The organism is Labrenzia sp. OB1 (assembly GCF_001624695.1).
GTDB lineage: Bacteria > Pseudomonadota > Alphaproteobacteria > Rhizobiales > Stappiaceae > Roseibium.
The window spans coordinates 236,744-254,811 of sequence record NZ_JSEP01000002.1 but is presented as its reverse complement, the minus strand read 5'-3'; the positions used below and the strand labels follow the sequence as shown (position 1 = coordinate 254,811).

General features: G+C 60.5%; 14 protein-coding genes. 6 read left to right on the top strand and 8 right to left on the bottom strand.

All coding sequences use genetic code 11. From position 1 onward, the window contains the following. Window positions 1-5: 5 nt before the first annotated feature. Both OA90_RS03445 and gltS read left to right on the top strand, forming a co-directional pair. Window positions 6-1,949, top strand: a complete 1,944-nt coding sequence (locus OA90_RS03445) for a DUF2207 domain-containing protein (protein ID WP_068407183.1) — start codon at window positions 6-8, stop codon at window positions 1,947-1,949. Window positions 1,950-2,034: 85 nt separating this feature from the next. Further along, window positions 2,035-3,255 (top strand): sodium/glutamate symporter, encoded by a 1,221-nt coding sequence (gltS, locus tag OA90_RS03440; protein ID WP_068407181.1) that lies wholly within the window; start codon window positions 2,035-2,037, stop codon window positions 3,253-3,255. A gap of 34 nt (window positions 3,256-3,289) precedes the next feature. Here the strand turns inward: gltS and OA90_RS03435 are convergent, their stop codons facing one another. Then, a complete protein-coding gene (locus OA90_RS03435; RefSeq protein ID WP_156510369.1) occupies window positions 3,290-4,867 on the bottom strand; it encodes an EAL domain-containing protein in 1,578 nt (525 codons plus the stop codon). A gap of 223 nt (window positions 4,868-5,090) precedes the next feature. Here OA90_RS03435 and glyS point away from each other — a divergent pair, with 223 nt between their 5' ends. Beyond that, window positions 5,091-7,178, top strand: a complete 2,088-nt coding sequence (gene glyS, locus OA90_RS03430) for a glycine--tRNA ligase subunit beta (RefSeq protein ID WP_068407178.1) — start codon at window positions 5,091-5,093, stop codon at window positions 7,176-7,178. Between the two features lie 100 nt (window positions 7,179-7,278). Here glyS and OA90_RS03425 read toward each other — a convergent pair whose 3' ends face one another. Beyond that, window positions 7,279-8,514 (bottom strand): MFS transporter, encoded by a 1,236-nt coding sequence (locus OA90_RS03425; protein ID WP_068407175.1) that lies wholly within the window; start codon window positions 8,512-8,514, stop codon window positions 7,279-7,281. A gap of 380 nt (window positions 8,515-8,894) precedes the next feature. Between OA90_RS03425 and nadA the strand changes: the two genes are divergently transcribed. The 3 genes from nadA to nadC all read left to right on the top strand — a co-directional run bounded on the left by nadA (window position 8,895) and on the right by nadC (window position 12,552). Further along, complete coding sequence (nadA, locus tag OA90_RS03420; protein WP_068407172.1) at window positions 8,895-9,977, top strand: quinolinate synthase NadA; 1,083 nt, start codon at window positions 8,895-8,897, stop codon at window positions 9,975-9,977. A gap of 97 nt (window positions 9,978-10,074) precedes the next feature. Further along, complete coding sequence (locus OA90_RS03415; protein WP_068407809.1) at window positions 10,075-11,676, top strand: L-aspartate oxidase; 1,602 nt, start codon at window positions 10,075-10,077, stop codon at window positions 11,674-11,676. A 12-nt stretch (window positions 11,677-11,688) separates the two neighbouring features. Next, window positions 11,689-12,552 (top strand): carboxylating nicotinate-nucleotide diphosphorylase, encoded by an 864-nt coding sequence (gene nadC, locus OA90_RS03410; RefSeq protein WP_068407168.1) that lies wholly within the window; start codon window positions 11,689-11,691, stop codon window positions 12,550-12,552. On the opposite strand, the gene OA90_RS03405 is transcribed toward nadC, so the two are convergent. The 6 genes from OA90_RS03405 to OA90_RS03380 all read right to left on the bottom strand — a co-directional run bounded on the left by OA90_RS03405 (window position 12,553) and on the right by OA90_RS03380 (window position 18,045). Then, window positions 12,553-13,146, bottom strand: coding sequence for a HupE/UreJ family protein (locus tag OA90_RS03405; RefSeq protein ID WP_068407163.1), 594 nt, complete (start codon window positions 13,144-13,146; stop codon window positions 12,553-12,555). 276 nt (window positions 13,147-13,422) lie between these two features. Continuing rightward, a complete protein-coding gene (locus OA90_RS03400) occupies window positions 13,423-14,595 on the bottom strand; it encodes a cell wall hydrolase (RefSeq protein WP_244274528.1) in 1,173 nt (390 codons plus the stop codon). A 312-nt stretch (window positions 14,596-14,907) separates the two neighbouring features. Further along, window positions 14,908-15,891: an NAD regulator gene (locus OA90_RS03395; protein WP_068407157.1), complete on the bottom strand. Its 984-nt coding sequence runs from the start codon at window positions 15,889-15,891 to the stop codon at window positions 14,908-14,910. A gap of 19 nt (window positions 15,892-15,910) precedes the next feature. Further along, window positions 15,911-16,417 (bottom strand): protein-tyrosine phosphatase family protein, encoded by a 507-nt coding sequence (locus tag OA90_RS03390; protein WP_068407154.1) that lies wholly within the window; start codon window positions 16,415-16,417, stop codon window positions 15,911-15,913. Window positions 16,418-16,472: 55 nt separating this feature from the next. Then, entirely contained in the window at window positions 16,473-17,135 is a 663-nt protein-coding gene (locus tag OA90_RS03385; protein WP_068407150.1) for an HD family hydrolase, read from the bottom strand. A 22-nt stretch (window positions 17,136-17,157) separates the two neighbouring features. Beyond that, a complete protein-coding gene (locus tag OA90_RS03380; RefSeq protein WP_068407148.1) occupies window positions 17,158-18,045 on the bottom strand; it encodes a folate-binding protein YgfZ in 888 nt (295 codons plus the stop codon). Window positions 18,046-18,068 lie beyond the last annotated feature (23 nt).

Genomic DNA, 18,068 nt, shown 5'->3' with positions numbered 1-18,068 from the left:
TTCACATGATTTTTTTCCGTATTTTTGCATGCGTATTCGCTGTGCTGTTTTTCGTTGTCGCCGGAGGGGCCATCACCCGTGCAGACGAGGTGATAAAACGCTATGTCTCGAATGTGGAGGTTGCCGACGACGGCATCCTGACAGTCACGGAGACGATCACGGTCAGGGCGGAGGGCGACAAGATCGAACGGGGAATCTTCCGGGATTTCCCGCTGATGGCGGAAGGGCCGAACGGCCGGCTCTACGAAGTCGGCTTCAAGCTGCTTTCCGTGACGCAGGACGGCCGCCCGGCGCCGCATTTCACCCGGCGCAACAGCAATGGAGTCCGCATCTATGTCGGTGAAGATCACGTGCTGCTGAAGCCCGGCGATTACACCTACTCAATCAAATATGAAACCGATCGGCAGATCCGTTTTTTCGAGGATCACGACGAGGTTTACTGGAACGCCACCGGCAATGAGTGGGCCTTTCCCATAGAAAAGGTCATCGCCCGGGTCGTGTTGCCGAAAGGTGTCAAGGCCACAGGCTGGAGCGGCTTTACCGGCGCATACGGTGAAACCGGACAGGATTTCACGACCCATACCGCCGAAGACGGGCGAGAGGTGATTTTCACCACCACAAAACCCCTATGGTACTATTCGGGTCTGACGGTTGTCGTCAATTTGCCCAAGGGCGCAATCACGCCTCCCTCTGAAGCCGAACAGTTCCGCTACTTCCTGAGTGACTACCGAACCGAACTGATCGGCGCCGGCGGCATCGGCCTGGGCCTTCTCTACTATCTTCTCGCCTGGTTCTTCGTCGGGCGGGATCCGCAGCGGGGCGTTGTGTTCCCCAGGTTCGAGCCACCTGCCGGGATTTCACCAGCTCTTGGCGCCTATATCTCGAACCGCGGTTTTTCCGACGGCGGCTGGGTGGCGCTGTCGGCTGCCTGCCTCAACCTTGCAGTCAAGAAGCGCCTGCGGTTGGAGGAAAACGACGGGGACATGACCCTGGAATTGAACAAGCACCAGCCGGAAGACCGAATTCCCGGCTTCGGGCTTCCGAAAGGGGAGGCTGCCCTGGAAAGCTATCTGAAAGGGCGCGGCAGTCCGCTGACACTCGACAAGGGCAACGGCACGTCGATCCTGGCGCTTGGGTCGAAATTCCGCGCAGCCATCGAAAAGGAAAGCCGCAACGTCTTTTTCAAATCCAACAGGCTCTTTCTCATCCCGGGCGTCCTCGTGAGCATCGCGACAATTGCCGCCCTGCTCGTCTACGGGCAGCTGCAGCGGGATCAGTCCGAATTCGTCATCATCTTCATGGTGTTTTCCATCTTTGCTTCGCTGGCATCCGTGACAATCGGAAAGGCCGCTTTTCGCCTGTCCGGCATGAAGTTGCGCATGGCGATAATCTTCGGAATTTTCGGCGTTGCCATGTCCGCGGCAGGGGCCGGTGCGTTTCATGTTACCGGCGGTTTTAAAAGCGTTCCGATCTTTCCGTTCATTGCGGTGGCTTTGGGCGCGCTGAATATCCTGTTCTTTTTCCTTATGGGGGCTCCGACGGTGCTGGGCCGTCAGGCGCTCGATAAGATCGAGGGTCTCAAGCTCTATCTGAACGTCGCTGAAAAGGACCGTCTCAACATGGCGGACGCTCCCGATATGAGCACCGGTCATTTTGAGAAACTTCTGCCCTACGCGGTCGCGCTGGGCGTTGAAAAACCCTGGGCGAAGGCCTTCGAAGGCTGGCTTGCGACAGCGGCCGGAGCGGCCGCTGCGGCCAGCTACCATCCGAACTGGTATTCGGGACGGACATTTGACGCGCGCCATGTCTCCGACAGCATCGGTTCGACCGCAAGTTCCATGGCGGGATCCTTCCGCTCGTCGCTGCCCGCGCCCAAATCCTCCAGTTCGGGATCCTCGGGCGGGTTTTCCGGTGGCGGCGGCGGTGGGGGAGGCGGCGGCGGGTGGTAATGCGCTTGCATATTGCCACCGGGGACGGTTGAATTGAACAGGCACAGGCCGGCTGTCGCAAACCGTTCGGGAAACAGGTGGAAAGATGACGGAAGAGGCTTTGCCGCTCAATGAATTCGTAAGCTTCAACCTGGCGATCCTGGTCTATTTCCTCGGCGTCCGGCTGAACAAGAAAATCCCGTTCTTGCGCCACTACAATATTCCCGAACCGGTTTCCGGCGGACTGCTGGTGGCTGGGCTGGCATTCATTGTCTACCTTGTTCTCGACACTGAAATCAGTTTCTCCCTGCAGTCGCGGGATTACCTGCTCTACTGCTTCTTCACCGCAATCGGGCTCAATGCCCGCTTCGGGGATCTGGTCAAGGGCGGCAAACCGCTGTTGATCCTTCTGTGTCTGACCGTCGGCTACATGCTGCTTCAGAACGTTGTCGGCACGTCGATCGCGGCGGTGCTGGGGTTGCCGGTTGGTTTTGGTCTTCTGGGCGGAACGATTTCCCTCGTCGGCGGACACGGTACGGCGATTGCCTGGGGCCCGAAGCTTGTGGCCGACTACGGCGTTGTCGGTGCAGTGGAGATCGGCGCGGCCACCGCAACGCTCGGCCTTGTCGCTGCAAGTCTGCTGGGGGGACCTATCGGGAACTACCTGATCGAGAATAGAGGAGCGAAGCCGGATCCCGGCCGCCCCAAGGAAGCGCCCATTATCGGTATCGAGACCGATCGCGAAGCGGATGCCCGGGTGACACATACAGGACTGATGCGCTCCCTGCTGGTGCTGAATATCGCAATCGCGCTCGGTGTCGGGCTTCAGGAAGCTCTGGTGGCCGGTATCGGTCTGGATCTGCCGGTCTTTGTCGCCTGCCTGTTCTGCGGCATCGTCCTGTCCAACTCCGTGCCTCTGGTTTTCCGCAACATGACCTGGCCTGCGGGATCGCAGTCGCTTGCGGTGATCTCCGATCTGGCGCTTGGAATCTTCCTGACCATGTCGCTGATGAGTCTGCAGCTCTGGACCCTCGCCGGACTTGCCGGACCGATGCTGCTGATCCTGTTCATGCAGATTGTCATCGCCGCACTGTTCATCATTCTGGCGGTCTTTCCGCTCATGGGCAGGGATTACAACGCTGCGGTTCTCGGAGCAGGCTTTGCCGGCTTCGCCCTTGGGGCGACGCCCACAGCCATCGCCAATATGACTGCGGTGACCAAGCGCTACGGCCCGGCGACGCAGGCGTTCCTGATCCTGCCGCTGGTGTCCGCGTTTTTTGTCGATCTGGCGAACGCGCTTATCATTCTGCTGTTCCTGGGCGGCTGATGGCTTCTCGGGCCGACGTGCCCGGTGGGGCGCTTCAGGCCGGACCGGCTTGTTCAGAAAACAGCAGCTGGCCTCCCGACTGTGCGCTCAAGAACCCGGAGGCGTCTTCCGCACTGACGGCCGAGGCGTACAGAAAGCCCTGGCTGAAGTGGCAGCCGCCCGCCGAGAGCGCCTGATGAATGGCGCTTTCCTCCACACCTTCCGCGATTGCGTCGATGTCGAGACCTCTGGACAGAACAAGGATGGCCTCGACAATGGCGGCGCATTGCTTGTCGGTCAGCATGCGTTCGGTAAAGGACCTGTCGATTTTGACTTTGCGGATTGGAAGATCGCGCAGGTAACTCAGGCTGGAATGACCGGCCCCGAAATCGTCCAGTGCGATCGACACGCCTGCCTCGGTCAGTTCCGTCAGGATCCGGTGTGCCGAAACCGGGTTCTTCAGCAGCGAGGTTTCGGTAATCTCCAGAACCAGTCGCGTGGAAGGAAACGCGTGTTCTTCCAGAATGGAGACGATCTGGTTTGACAGGGACGGATCCTGAAGTTGCACCGGCGACAGGTTGAAGGACAGGTAGACGTCGTCGGGCCAGGCCTTCGCGGCGGTGCAGGCGCGCGCCAGCAGGTTCCGGGTCAGATCGAAGATAACGCCACAGTCCTCGGCGATCGAAATGAACTGCAGCGGCGGAACCTCACCAAAATCGCTGTCTGTCCAGCGCGCAAGGGCCTCAAATCCGGCAATCCGGCCTGTTTCCATGTCCATGATCGGCTGAAAATGGACGTCGATCCCATCTTTCGGGATCGCTTGGCGCAGCCGTTGCTCCAGAAGGGTTCGGTGCAGGATCGAGGCATCCATCTCCACCTCGAAAAACCGATAGGTGCAGCGTCCGGACGACTTGGCCCTGTAAAGGGCGATATCGGCCCGGCGCAAAAGCTCGGTTATGGCATGCCCGTCGTCAGGATAAAGGGCAATGCCGATGCAGGCCCCGATAGAAACCTGTCTGCCCCCCAGGTCAAAGGGCCTGCCGATATGCGTGAGAACGCGCCGCGCGAATCCGGAGGCTTCTGCCTTGTTGCCGAAAACCGGTGACACGATAGCGAATTCATCGCCTCCAATGCGCGCCACGATACCATCCTTGCCGACGGTCTGCATGAGCCTGTTGGCGAAGCTGGTCAGAAGAGTGTCCCCGAATGCGTGGCCGTAAACGTCGTTGATGGGTTTGAAGCCGTCAAGGTCGAGCATCATGACCGTCCGGAAACGGTCGGGTGCCAGGTTGTTGCTCAGGTCGTCGAACGCTTCCAGAAGACGCCGCCGGTTGGGCAGGCCCGTCAGCGGATCGTGCAGAGCAAGCGTCAGCGCTTCGGAATGTGCAAACGAGCGCGCGTTGAGTTCCTTGCGCATCCGCAACATGGCGCTCGCGACATAGATCAATCCAAGAATGGCGGCGCTGATCAGCAGACCCGCTCCGATTTCAAAGGAGCGGTAGCGGTGGTCGGAATAGGGTGAGGGAAGAAGCTCGGGTAAGATAAAAACACTGGCATAAATGACAGTTGCTATCAGAAATAAAGCAACTAGGGATCGTGTTATGTAATGACTGAGCGAAATATTTCGTTTCATCACGGTCCTGATCCTGAGGTGGTCTGAAGTTAGACTTTCACTGAACTTTGCATGTATTTGTTGATGAAGGGTGAAATCGGATTTGCAGGTAACGGAACATGGAGACGTGCTGAGGTGCCGCCCGTCAGGACGGGAAAAGGGGTGACAAGACGGCAATGACTTGGTAACGGACGCGCAACCCATTTTACGTGGCGTCCCGCCAAGACCGAAGGCCATAATCTTCATGCCCGATCTTCTGCTTGAGCTGTTCAGCGAAGAAATTCCGGCCCGTATGCAACGCAAGGCGGCCGAAGATCTGAAATCCCTTGTCACCAACGCCCTGGTGGAGGCCGGCCTTCCTTATGAAGGCGCCAAGGCTTTCGCCACGCCGCGGCGTCTGGCGCTGCATGTGGCGGGCGTTCCGTCCGGCTCGGCCGCAACCCGCGAAGAACGCAAGGGACCGCGCGTCGGGTCTCCGGAAAAGGCCGTCGAGGGCTTTCTGCGCGGCGCCGGTCTTTCCTCGCTGGAAGAAGCGTCAATCCAGAACGACCCTAAAAAGGGCGATTTCTATGTGGCGGTGATCGAAAAGCCGGGCCGTCCCGCCATCGACATCATTGCCGAATTCATGCCCGCCATCCTGCGCAATTTTCCGTGGCCGAAATCCATGCGCTGGGGATCGACCTCAACCCGCTGGGTGCGTCCGCTGCATTCCATCATCGCGACCTTCGGGCCGGAGACGGAAGATCCGGATGTCGTGCCGTTCGAGTTCGACGGCATTCAGTCGGGCAAGACAACATTCGGCCACCGCTTCCTGGCCAATGAGGCTTTCAGCGTCCGCCGTTTCGACGACTACGCGACCGGACTTGAAAAGCACAAGGTGGTGCTGGATGCGGACCGCCGGAAGGAAATCATTCTCCACGACGCCAAGGACCGGGCGCTGGCGCTGGGCCTCGACCTCGTTGAGGATCCGGGACTTCTTGAGGAAGTTGCGGGCCTCGTCGAGTGGCCCGTGGTGCTGACCGGCAGTTTCGACGAGGACTTCCTGACGATCCCGGACGAATGCATTCAGCTCACCATTCGGGTCAACCAGAAGTGCTTTGTCCTCAGGGACCCGACCACCGGACGCCTTGCCAACAGGTTCGCGCTTGTGTCGAACCTTGTTGCCGAGGATGGCGGCAAGATGATTGTCGCCGGCAACGAGAAGGTAATCCGGGCAAGGTTGTCCGATGCGCGTTTCTTCTGGGACACGGACCTGAAATCCAGACTGTCAGATAATCTGCCGAAACTCGATGACGTGAAATTTCACGAAAAGCTCGGCAGTGTCGGCGAACGGGTGAAGCGCCTGATCGCGCTCTCCGCCGAACTGGCTCCCCTCGTCGGCGCCGATCAGACCAAGGCGAGACGCGGCGCGGAACTGGCCAAGGCCGACCTGGTCTCGCACATGGTTTTCGAATTCCCGGAACTGCAGGGCCTGATGGGCCGCTACTACGCGGCTGCGCAGGGCGAGGATGCGTCCGTCGCCACGGCGATTGAAGAGCATTACAAACCGCAGGGGCCGAGCGACACCGTGCCCACGGACCCGGTCGCTGTCGCGGTCGCGCTGGCCGAAAAACTCGACCTGCTGGCCGGGTTCTGGGCGATTGACGAAAAGCCCACCGGTTCCAAGGATCCTTACGCGCTGCGCCGCGCGGCTCTTGGCATCATCCGGATCGTTCTGGAGAACGGCCTGCGGATCAATCTGGGCAAGAGCATTCTCTCGGCCTCCGGCCTGCATCAGGTCCAGCTCGGCGATCCGTCTGCGCTCGTTGCCGATCTGCTTTCTTTCTTCGCCGATCGCCTGAAGGTTCACCTGAAGGACGAGGGCGCACGCCACGACCTGATCGATGCGATATTCGCCCTCGAAGGCCAGGACGATCTGCTGATGGTTGTCCGGCGCGTCGAGGCTCTCGGAAAGTTCGTTTCTTCCGACGACGGCGTGAACCTGCTGGCCGGCTACAAGCGCGCGGTCAACATTCTGCGTGCGGAGGAAAAGAAAGACGCTGCCCCGGTCACGGGCAAGCCGCACGCCGATCATTTTCAGGAGCAGGCCGAGATTGATCTGGCCGCCGCAATCGATACCGCACGAGCGGAAGCTGCCGAGGCGGTGAAAGCCGAGGACTTCGAAGGCGCGATGGAAGCGCTGTCCAGATTGCGGGCGCCGGTCGACAGGTTTTTCGAGGATATTCTGGTGAATGCCGACGATCCTGCCCTGCGCATGAACCGCTTGCAGCTCCTCGCCGAAATCCGCGACGCGACCCATGTCGTGGCGGACTTTTCCAAGGTAGCCGGTTAATCCGGTGGAATTTTACTGAGCTGCCATTGGAGTGCGCGGGGTATCGGCCCTCTCGAAACCCCGTGCCCTTCCAGACAAATTCTTTTTCGTCCGACCTGCCTTATTCAGCCGCCTGCTGCGCCAGCCTTGCCACCGGCTTTTCCTCGATCGGCCAGTGGACGACAGCCGCGAAGATGCCGAGGACGATTCCCAGCCACCAGATGCCGTCGTAGGATCCGGTTTCGTCGTAGAGCTTGCCCCCCAGCCAGACGCCGAGGAAGGCGCCGATCTGGTGGGAAAGGAAGACGAAGCCGAACAGTGTCGCCATGTAGCGCGGGCCGAACATGACCGCGACCAGCCCGGATGTCGGCGGCACGGTGGACAGCCACAGGAGCCCCATGACCCCGGCGAAGACCAGTACCGAGAAAGGGGTGACCGGCAGCATGATGAAGGCAAAAATCGCGACTGACCGGCTGATATAGATCGCCGACAGGAGCAGTGGCTTGGAATAGCGCCCGCCGACATATCCGGAAATCAGCGACCCGGCGACATTGCACAGACCGATGAGTGCGATTGCCGTTGCCCCCCAGGACGGGTCGAGACCAAGATCGGCGATATAAGGCGGCAGGTGAACCGTGATGAAGGCCACGTGAAAACCGCAGACGAAGAAGCCAAAGGTCAGCAGAATGAAACCACGGGTGCCGAAGGCCTCCGCCATCGCCGATGTCAGCTTCTGTTCGTTCGCCGGATTGCTGTCCTTGGGAAGCTCCGACTTTCCCCTGAGCGCGATGGCGAGAAAGGGAATGAGGGCGATAAGTCCGGTAAAGACGATCAGCGTGTCCTGCCAGCCGATATTTGCGATCAGCGCGCCGCCCATCGGGGCGAACAGGAATTGGCCGAGCGACCCGGACGCCGTGCCGATGCCGAAGGCAAGCGATCTCTGCGCCGGCGTCACGGCCCGCCCGAAAGCGGCAAGCACCAGCGAAAAGGAGGAAAAGGCAATACCCAGCCCGATGAGCACACCCGCGGACACATGCAGCGCGACGGCGCTTTGGGCATCGATCATCAGGAGGAGGCCGGAGGCATAAAGGACGGTGCCGAGTGTCATCGTCTTCCAGGTGCCGAAGCGGTCCGACATCATTCCGGCGATCGGCTGTCCGACGCCCCAAAGCAGGTTCTGGATGGCGAGCGCGAGCGCGAACAACTCGCGGCTCCAGTCCCGGGCTTCCGTCATCGGCTGAAAGAACAGGCCCATCGCGGATCGGGGTCCGAAGGAAATCAATGCGATCAGACAGCCGCAGGCGATAACGAGCGGAATGTTCGGGCCGGTGCGTCCGGTTGTTTCTTCGGCAGTCATGGAAAGTCTCTCATCGTGAACTTACGATAAAATACGCGGGTGCTGGAGTTTCGCCAAACGCGTAATTTTGATCGATACATCAACGTCGGGAATGAATGATTTCGGTGCGCCCGCTTCCAACGCATTTTTCTGTCGAGCCGGAAGGGAGTCGTTTGAATTCCCATAAGTAACTTAAAAGAAAGGAGAAAATGGTTTGATGTCAGAAAGTTTACGAAAGTGATGGATTTTTAACCGTGTGACTATTATATAAGCTCTGAAAGAGCAAAAGGGTGTGGGCCGATGTGCCCGTTTTCTTTTGAATCTAATATGCTCAAATTGAGTATAATAACGGCGCGGACCAACCGGTTCTGGTTGGAGCCGCAAACAAGAGGGAGGTCGTCATGACCATTGCCCAGACATCCGTTCCCGTTGGCGCTCCGATCGCAAATGGGCTGACCGCCCTGGACCGGTACGGCAGAGTGGACCGCCCGGACCTGCGCTATACGCCCGAAGTTGCGGAAGCAACCGCGCCGATCTATCAGAAAGTCAAACACATCATCCCCGCGATCGAATGGCCGGCGCTGGCGCCGACGATCCATGCGATCAATGTGCTGAAGAAGCAACGCAACGCGGTCATTCTGGCGCATAACTACATGACGCCGGATATCTACCATGGCGTGGCCGATATCTTCGGCGACAGCCTGCAGCTCGCCATCGAGGCGACGCGGACGGACGCCGAGGTGATCGTTCAGTGCGGCGTGCACTTCATGGCGGAAACCTCGAAGATCCTCAGCCCGGAGAAGACGGTGCTCATTCCGGACATGCGGGCAGGTTGTTCGCTGGCTGAATCCATCACCGGCGCGGACGTGCGCGCTCTGCGTGAGCGCAACCCGGGTGTGCCGATCATCACCTATGTGAACACTTCCGCCGAAGTGAAGGCGGAATGCGATATCTGTTGCACCTCTTCCAACGCCCTGCAGGTGGTGGAGAGCTTCGGCGTCGACAAGGTGTTCCTCGTTCCGGACAAATATCTGGCCGCCAATATCGGCAACAAGACCGATGTTGAAGTGCTGGTCTGGGATGGCGCTTGCGAGGTGCACGAGCGCTTCACGGCGAAGGAACTGCGTGATTACCGCACCATCGAGCCGGACGTGAAGATCATCGCACATCCCGAGTGCCCGCCGGAGGTGGTGGCCGAAGCCGACTTCGCAGGCTCCACGGCGCATATGATCGACTGGGTGAAGACCCGCAAGCCCGAAAAGGTGATGATGATCACCGAATGCTCCATGGCTGACAACATTGCCAGCGAAACGCCGGGTGTCGATTATATCCGTCCCTGCAATCTGTGCCCGCACATGAAGCGGATCACGCTGGACAAGATTCTTGACGCTCTGGTCGAGATGAAAGAGGAAGTTGTCGTCGATCCCGTCGTCGCCGACAGGGCTCGCACCGCCGTCGAGCGGATGATCAACTTGAAAATCTGATCCCGGTTGGTCTAAACCGCACAACGTGTCTCCTTCCGGGCGACTTGCGCCCGGAAGTCCTTCGGGCAAAGCCCGGCCCTTTTCCAGGATGTATCCCATGGCCGTCTCGCAAGAGGATTTCGCACCTGCCTACCTGGGCAAGGATGTGGATGACGTTGTCATATTGGGGGGCGGTCTCGCCGGACTGTTCTGCGCGCTGAAACTCAGTCCGCGCCCGGTCACGGTGATCACCAATGCACCTATCGGGGAAGGCGCATCCTCCGCCTGGGCTCAGGGCGGGATCGCCGCGGCCATCTCCGAACAGGATTCGGTTGAAAAACACCGCGACGATACGCTGGCCGCCGGTTGCGGCATTTGCGAAGAAAAAATCGTCGAGCAGATGACCCGCGAGGGCAGCGCCCGGGTGCATGATCTGCTGTCATACGGCGTTCCGTTCGACCATGATCTTGAAGGCCGGTTGAAGTTTTCCCGTGAGGCAGCCCACTCCCAGAGCCGCGTCGTGCGCGTGCGCGGCGACATGGCCGGCAGGGCGATCATGGACGCGCTTATCGCCGCCGTGCGAAAGGCCCCCTCCATTCGCGTGCTGGAAGGGTATATCGGCGAAAGTTTCCTTGGTGAGGGCCGGTATGTTACCGGCGTCCTGGCCCGCAAGCGTGGCGGTATCGAGCGTCTTGCCTTTCCGGCGAAGGCTGTTGTGCTGGCCTCCGGCGGCGTCGGCCACCTTTTTGGCCTGACGACCAATCCGCATGAGGCGAACGGTCATGGCCTTGCCATGGCGGCCCGAGCCGGCGCGGTGATCGCCGACGCCGAATTTGTCCAGTTTCACCCGACGGCGCTGGATGTCGGCAAGGATCCGGCCCCTCTGGCAACGGAAGCCCTGCGCGGTGAAGGCGCGACGCTGGTCAACAAGGCCGGCGACCGGTTCATGCAAGGCGTTCATCCGGATCTGGAACTGGCTCCGCGCGACATAGTCGCCCGTGCGATCCACAAGGAAATCGCCGAGGGCCGGGGCGCATATCTGGATTGTCGCGAGGCTATTGGTGCGAAATTCAAGGAAGACTTCCCGACGGTCTTTGCCGCGGCCAATTCGGCCGGCATCGATCCCTCGAATGAACTGCTTCCGGTCGCACCTGCCGAGCACTATCACATGGGAGGGGTTTTGACCGACGCCAACGGCCGCACTTCTCTGGATGGCCTCTGGGCGGCCGGAGAAGTCGCCTCCACCGGGGCGCATGGCGCCAACCGGCTGGCCTCCAACTCGCTGCTGGAAGCCGTTGTGTTCGCGGCACGTATCGCTGAGGACATTCAGGGCCTCATGCCCACTCCGCGCAGTGCCTACTGGAACGAGATGGACGAAGAGCCGAGCCTGCCGAGCCGGCGCAATACGGAAGAGCGTGAGGCAATCACGACCTTGCGCGATACCCTTGCCAGAAATGTCGGGGTGATGCGGGACGCGGATGGTCTGAAAACCGCTCTGGCCGAAATCGCCGGCGCGGAAAGGATCTGCGTGCGCCAGTCCATCAGGAACATGATGGTGACCGGCAAAATAATCACCGCCGCTGCCCTCAAGCGCCAGGAAAGCCGAGGCGGACATTTCCGCAAGGATTTCCCCGATGAAGATCCGGCTCAGGCCAGACGTTCCTACACCACACTGAAAGAGGTCGAGGCGGTCACTGCCGAGGCTCTGGAAACCGCCTGAGCGGAGAGGTTCATGACCCGCAAAAACCTGCCGCATCTGCCGCAATTGATGATCGATGACGCGGTCAAGGCCGCCCTGTTCGAGGACTGGGGCCGCGCCGGAGACGTGACCAGCCAGGCAACGCTTCCCTCCGGCGCCCGGGCGACGGCCGTCGTTGCGGCCCGCAAACCGGGTGTTCTGGCAGGGCTGGGATTTGCCGAAAGTGCTTTCCGGCAGACCGATTCGGACTTGCGTTTTGAAGCTGTCCGACAGGACGGCGACCGCCTGTCCGTCAAAGAGATCGTCGCCCGTATCGAAGGGCCGGCGCGGGCGCTGCTGTCGGCCGAACGCGTCGCGCTTAATTATCTCGGTCACCTGTCGGGTATCGCGACGGCGACCTCCCGCTTCGCCGACCTGATCGCGCACACAAAAGCCGATATCGTCTGCACCCGCAAGACGACCCCCGGTTTGCGGGCGTTTGAAAAATACGCTGTCAGATGCGGCGGCGGCACCAATCACCGCTTCGGGCTGGATGATGCGATCCTGATCAAGGACAATCACATCGCTGTGGCAGGCGGCGTTGTAAAGGCTGTCGAAGCCGCGAAGGCTTTCGCCGGGCACCTTGTGAAAATCGAGGTGGAAGTCGATACGCTGGAGCAGCTTCAGGAAGCGCTGACGGCCAGCCCGGATGTGGTCATGCTCGACAACATGCCGCCCGAAGTCCTCAGGAAGGCCGTTGAAATTGCAGATGGCAGAGTTCTTCTGGAGGCGTCCGGCGGTATCGAGTTGGACACCGTCAAGGCAGTCGCCGAAGCCGGAGTGGACCTGATTTCCTCTGGCTGGATCACCCACTCGGCTCCGGTTCTGGATCTCGGACTGGATATCGAAATATCCTGATCAGCCTGCTGCCAGGTACAATCCGCCAATAGCCGTCAGGACGCCGAGGCTGCGGATGATGCGTCTTGCCCAGGCCGGGTCATTGCGGGTGGCGATATTCGCCCCGTAACCGATCAGCAGGCCCGCGGCATGGAGCAGGATCGTGGCGAGAACGAAACCGGCGGCATAGCCGATCGCACCCGCCGCTCCCATTTCACCGCCGTGGGCGTGACCATGGCAGAGACCGAATACCGCGACCAGCGCAGCCGATGCCCCGAGGGGCAATTGCAGAGCCAGCGCGACCGCCACGCCGAGCACGATCACGGACGTCAGGATGACCGGCTCTACATAGGGCAGCGGAAGGCCGGAGACCGACAGCGCGAAGCCGGCGAGCATGGCGCCGACAAAGGCGCTTGGCAGAAGCCAGATCGCCCGGCCGCCCAGGAGGGCGGCCCAGAGACCGACGGCGATCATTGCCAGAACATGGTCCGTGCCGAAAATCGGGTGGCTGAACCCGGCGGCGAAAGAACCGTGTTCGGACGGGTCCAGGTGCGCCAGGGCCGGGGACGCGGCGAAAAGGGTGATGGCTGCTGCGAGAATTATGCGGAAAATCATGAAACGATCCTTCGATGGGTCACTCCGGCGCCCCGGGATGGGTCGCGCCGTTCATGCGTTTCTTTGAAACGCGTCCGCACCATGCCCGATTCCGGACATGTTGTGAATTACCCCAATGTTCCATGTTCTTATGGTCACGCGAAAACAGTTATTCAGTTTCGCTCTCGAGCATGCCGCATTGAATTGAATTCAGGAAATCGCCCGAACGCATTTGCCATTCAAACGCTGCCTCGGGCGCCTTCCTGAAACCAGGAAGACGCTTGAACGCGACATGGTTTAGTTCCAGCCACCCGCGAAGGTCTTGTAGAAAATATGCTCGCCGACCTGACCGCGTTTGGCCATGGATTTGGCCCAGCGTGGGTTCACATAGGTCGCGTGATAGTGGGTGGAGGCATCGACCATCTTCAGATACTGCTTGCCGTCCAGAACTTCCCTTGCCAGCCGCTGCGCGGTTTTCCAGGCGATCGGACTGGAAATCCGGTCCTTGATGCCGTCGCAGGCGAAGGAGAACTGGCAGCGGTTGCGCTTGTGGCGGTTCTGGTAGACGACACCGCAGATCGAATTCGGATAGGACGGGTTCTTCACCCGGTTCAGGACCACCTGGGCAACGGCCACCTGACCTTCTTCGCTTTCGCCGCGGGCCTCGAAATAAATGGCTTCCGCAAGGCAGCGCTGTTCCTTCTTCTCGCTGACGGACAGGGGAAGGGGTTTTTGCGCCCACCAGTGCGGGTTATCCGGATCTTCCGGCGGCGGCAGCTCCTGCTCGTATTTGGCGGAACCGAACAACGCGTCGAACGGCTCTTTCGTTTCCCTGACGCTTTCGGGGGCATAGGCGGAAACGAGTGAGAAGCTGGCGGCAGCGGCATTGCGCGCCATCATCACCTTCTGCAGGTCCAGCGGACCGTCTTCAAGCAGGCCGTCCTTCCTGGCTTTCGCCAGAAGATTGTCGGTTTCCCGGGAATTGAGCGGGTGCGCCTTCACAAAGGACACGCGGGGCATGTCCTGATGCTGCTCCCCGGACGAAATCATGCTCGACATGGCATAGACGTTGCCGGAGGCCATTTCGACCGTCTGCCAGTCGGGCGCCACCGAGATCAGTCTGTCGCCCTTGCTGGACTTACTGGTGACGATCCTGTTCGGAAGTTCCGTGGGGCGCACGCTGTCGGCCACGTCCTGCAGGCCGTAGAGGGGCCTGGTCTCAAATCCCATGTCGGCGGATGTCAGCGTCAGTACCGGCGTGCTGGCCAGGCTCGGCGGCGGTGTCGTTCCAAGTGCCAGTTGCGGGGTGAGTTTCGACGTGAAATTCGCCGGTTCAAGCGACATCATCCAGCGCGGCGTTTCGTTGCCGCGGTCATTGATGAGCGCGAATATATCCTGCTGACCGACGCTGCCGGCGAGGCCCAGATAGATCAGCGGGCAGGCAACAAGCATGCGTTTGAGCCGGCGCATACGCGCTCGGACCGGGCCGTATTCTTGTGTCACGTTATGAGAAAACCGCTTTTTGTTGCGGGATTTAGGGCCAGACATACGCAGCCAACTCCAACTCGGTACATATCATCCCGAAACGCCGGATGACCCGTGCCAACGCCGTGTTAACGGCAACACTAGAATTGAAGATGTGCGCTTAACCTTGAAAGAGCGTTAATGGACGAAGAATTCGAGGAATTTCGTGGAACTTTTCACGAAAGTGAGAGAATTATGGTTAATAACCTTAAGTACTTATAACCATGCAGCAGCGAAATACGGCCCGGAATGGGGCAGTCAGCGTCCGCCGACCCGCAATCCCGGAGCCGGGCGTTCGCTCATCAACTGGTGGCGGAAGCGGAACAGGGCCGCGGGACGTCCTCCAGTGGCCGTGGATGTTGCCCCGGTCGGTTCCACCAGGTCGGCATTTTCCACCAGGCGGCGAAAATTCTGCTTGTGCAGATGCCGTCCGGAAATTGCCTCGACGGAATTCTGCAGCTCCGTCAGCGTGAAGGTTTCCGGCATCAGCTCGAAGATCACAGGCCGGTATTTCAGTTTGCCGCGCAGCCGGGTAATCGCGGTAGCCAGCACCCTGCGGTGATCGAAGTGCATCGCCGCACCGAGAAACGGCAGCGTTTCACGCGCCAGGGCCGCCGGCCGACCGTCCCGCCGAGCCTCAAGAACGAGCCCGGCTTCATAAAGAAGTTCATAGCGCTCCAGTGCGCGCTCCTCGTCCCAGCTTGTGCTTCCGGTCCCGAAGGCGAGGCGAATGCGCTCGCTGCGACTGAGAGGTTTCGGCGCTTCGCCCGCGCCCGGCGGGTCGTGCGCCCAACTGTCGAGGGACGGAAGGATCTCCTTGTCCAGCAGGGCCGGGCGGCCTGTGCGCCAGTCTTCCCAGGGAAAATAGTCATACCAGGAGCGCCAGGCGGAGTTGTGTCTGGCAAGCATGCTTTCGGAGTCCGGTGTCTGCCGCGTCAGCGCCAGGTAGCCGACCGAGACAACATGCGGGCCCTCGTCTCCGGACAACCGGTGGCGTCCACGGTCACCGAAGGTATAAAGCTGTTCCACATAGCCGAGCCGCAGCGCGGTCTGGTTTTCCACCCACGACCGCAGGCCGATCTCGAAGGTTCTGTGGTGGATCGGGTCGAAGGGGCCGAAGGGCAGGCTGTCGAGAGCACGGTCATCCGTATCGTTCACATGGACGATCTGCGGCATGCCTCCGGCCACGGAAACGATGACGGCGTTCAGTCCGATCTCAATACTGGCTTGCCGGTGCGGCATGGTCTCTCCCGGTTACTCGTCAGTCGAGCGGCAATTCAAATGGTACACCTTCGTAAGCATTTGCGCCGCGCCCGATGCCGCGGATCGCATCGATCATGCGGCCTTCCCGCCCGAGCAGCCTGTCCCCCATTGCGACGATGCGTGCGTTGGGGGTTGCCGAGGGAGACCGTTCGCGTAACAGAGCGGCCAGATGGTGCTCGTTGGCATCCGGGTTGAGTGCGCAGACCGCCACATAGGCTCCGGCCGTCGACCGGCTGATGCCCGCCCAGCAGTGAATCACGAGAGGTGCCTGCCTGTCCCAGGCGCGGATGAAGGCAACGAAATCGCCGATCTGCTGCTCGCTGGCCGGGATCAGTCCGTCAACCGGTGAGACAATGTCGTTGAACGCCAGAAACAGGTGCCTGTCCGGTGCAATTCCTGCCGGCGTGGGCACCTCCATCTCGGCATTGATCAGGGTGACAAGGGATCTTGCACCAGTCGCCGAGATCGTTTCGGGCAATTTGGACAGGGAACAAACATGCAGCATTGAACAACCAGGTTAATCTTCTCTGCCAATAAACTAGGGTCATTCGCTGCTGAGGTCACCCGCCTGCGCGCGTGCTTTTGTGTTTGTTCCCAGCTTCGCGCAGCGCCTCGATCTCCTCGAAGCGTTTCATGAACCTCTGCTGTGCCCTGGCAACGGGCTGGGGTTCCAGTCCGAAATGGAGTTTGCCTTCGCTGTTCAGCGGAAAACCGCGCGGCTTGCCGAAGATCTTCGCCGCTTCCTTTTCCTCAAAACCGGCAAGTTCCACCGCCTCGAAATAGGCACAGATGATGTCCGCCCGTTTCGCCAGTTTCTTGATAGCCTGGGGAATTTCCGCGGGCAGGCCGAAGCGCAGGTGGATCGCTGCCTGCAAGCGCGCCTCGACACCCTTGTAGGCTTCGCCGATGACTGCCTTGAAGGGGGAGATCATGTCTCCGATCACATACTCCGGCGCATCGTGCAACAGTACGGCCTGGCGCCAGTGCGGCGGCAGGTCGGGCTTCAGCATCAGCGCGATATCTTCAACGATCAGCGAATGCTCGGCAACGGAAAACGCATGATCGCCGTAGGTCTGACCGTTCCAGCGCGCCACCCGCGCCAGTCCGTGTGCGATATCTGAAATCTCGACATCCAGCGGCGAAGGGTCCAGCAGGTTGAGGCGCCTGCCGGACAGCATGCGCTGCCATGCACGGGGCGGAGGATCGGAAGGGGCGGAGGGCATCGGTCCTCGTTTTTCGCGCGGTTCAGGCCGCGTTGGTCGGTTCCGGCCAGGTGAAGGCCGCCCAGTCGGGAAGCCTGGCCTGAAGCTCCGCCTCGCCGCATTGAAGAGGGCTGCCGTTTTCCTTGGCCTGGGCAACCTTGTCAAGACGCAGCAGCGCCAGAGCGACGGTCTTTCCCGCAACCACGGCACTGGAGCCGAGCGTGCCCACGCTTTTGCCGTCGGCCGTGACAGCCTCTCCCTTGCCGGGCAGGGCATCTGAACTTTCCACAGGAAGAAACCGCTTGCGGGCGGTGCCGCGATGCTGGACGCGTGAGACGACTTCCTGACCGACAAAACAGCCCTTCCTGAACGAGACGCCGTTGAGCTGGTCGAGATCCGCGTCATGCGGAAAGATGTCCGAATAGTCGTAGTCCTTCAGCCCTTCCGGTACCCCGAGGCTGATGCGGTGAGCATCGTAGGCGGCAACATCGCTTTGCTCTGCTGCCGGTCCGGAGGGCATCGTGATGGGGCCGACCGATCGCATGCCAAGAGCAGGCAGACGCGGATCGGTGACCGTGAGGTCCGCGTCCGCCGGTTCGGCAGTGCCGTCCCAGATTGCGAAAACACCTGTCTGGCCTCCGAGCTGCTCCAGATCCACCTTGGCGCGCAACCGGTAGAACGTGAGGCGCTTGAGAAGATCCGGCGCCGCGGCGCCAGGCACATCGAGCAAATAGGCCTCATCGGCCCTGTAGATCAGGAAATCGAACTGGATCTTTCCCTGAGGTGTCAGCAGAGCCGCCGATCCTGCGCCGGTCCGGTCGACGGAGTCCAGATCCGCAGTGATCAGATTCTGCAGGAAATGATGCGTGTCGGGGCCGGAGACCCGGATCAGGGCGCGGTCGGTCAGGTGAGCGAAGGTCGGTGAGGGCACAAGGCATTCCTAAAGACATGAGT

What these genes read in the sequence shown, in the direction of transcription:
- OA90_RS03445 (WP_068407183.1), top strand. Translation starts at nt 6, where the DNA reads ATGATTTTTTTCCGTATTTTTGCATGCGTATTCGCTGTGCTGTTTTTC.
- gltS (WP_068407181.1), top strand. Translation starts at nt 2,035, where the DNA reads ATGACGGAAGAGGCTTTGCCGCTCAATGAATTCGTAAGCTTCAACCTG.
- OA90_RS03435 (WP_156510369.1), bottom strand. Translation starts at nt 4,867, where the DNA reads ATGAAACGAAATATTTCGCTCAGTCATTACATAACACGATCCCTAGTT.
- glyS (WP_068407178.1), top strand. Translation starts at nt 5,091, where the DNA reads ATGCCCGATCTTCTGCTTGAGCTGTTCAGCGAAGAAATTCCGGCCCGT.
- OA90_RS03425 (WP_068407175.1), bottom strand. Translation starts at nt 8,514, where the DNA reads ATGACTGCCGAAGAAACAACCGGACGCACCGGCCCGAACATTCCGCTC.
- nadA (WP_068407172.1), top strand. Translation starts at nt 8,895, where the DNA reads ATGACCATTGCCCAGACATCCGTTCCCGTTGGCGCTCCGATCGCAAAT.
- OA90_RS03415 (WP_068407809.1), top strand. Translation starts at nt 10,075, where the DNA reads ATGGCCGTCTCGCAAGAGGATTTCGCACCTGCCTACCTGGGCAAGGAT.
- nadC (WP_068407168.1), top strand. Translation starts at nt 11,689, where the DNA reads ATGACCCGCAAAAACCTGCCGCATCTGCCGCAATTGATGATCGATGAC.
- OA90_RS03405 (WP_068407163.1), bottom strand. Translation starts at nt 13,146, where the DNA reads ATGATTTTCCGCATAATTCTCGCAGCAGCCATCACCCTTTTCGCCGCG.
- OA90_RS03400 (WP_244274528.1), bottom strand. Translation starts at nt 14,595, where the DNA reads ATGCGCCGGCTCAAACGCATGCTTGTTGCCTGCCCGCTGATCTATCTG.
- OA90_RS03395 (WP_068407157.1), bottom strand. Translation starts at nt 15,891, where the DNA reads ATGCCGCACCGGCAAGCCAGTATTGAGATCGGACTGAACGCCGTCATC.
- OA90_RS03390 (WP_068407154.1), bottom strand. Translation starts at nt 16,417, where the DNA reads ATGCTGCATGTTTGTTCCCTGTCCAAATTGCCCGAAACGATCTCGGCG.
- OA90_RS03385 (WP_068407150.1), bottom strand. Translation starts at nt 17,135, where the DNA reads ATGCCCTCCGCCCCTTCCGATCCTCCGCCCCGTGCATGGCAGCGCATG.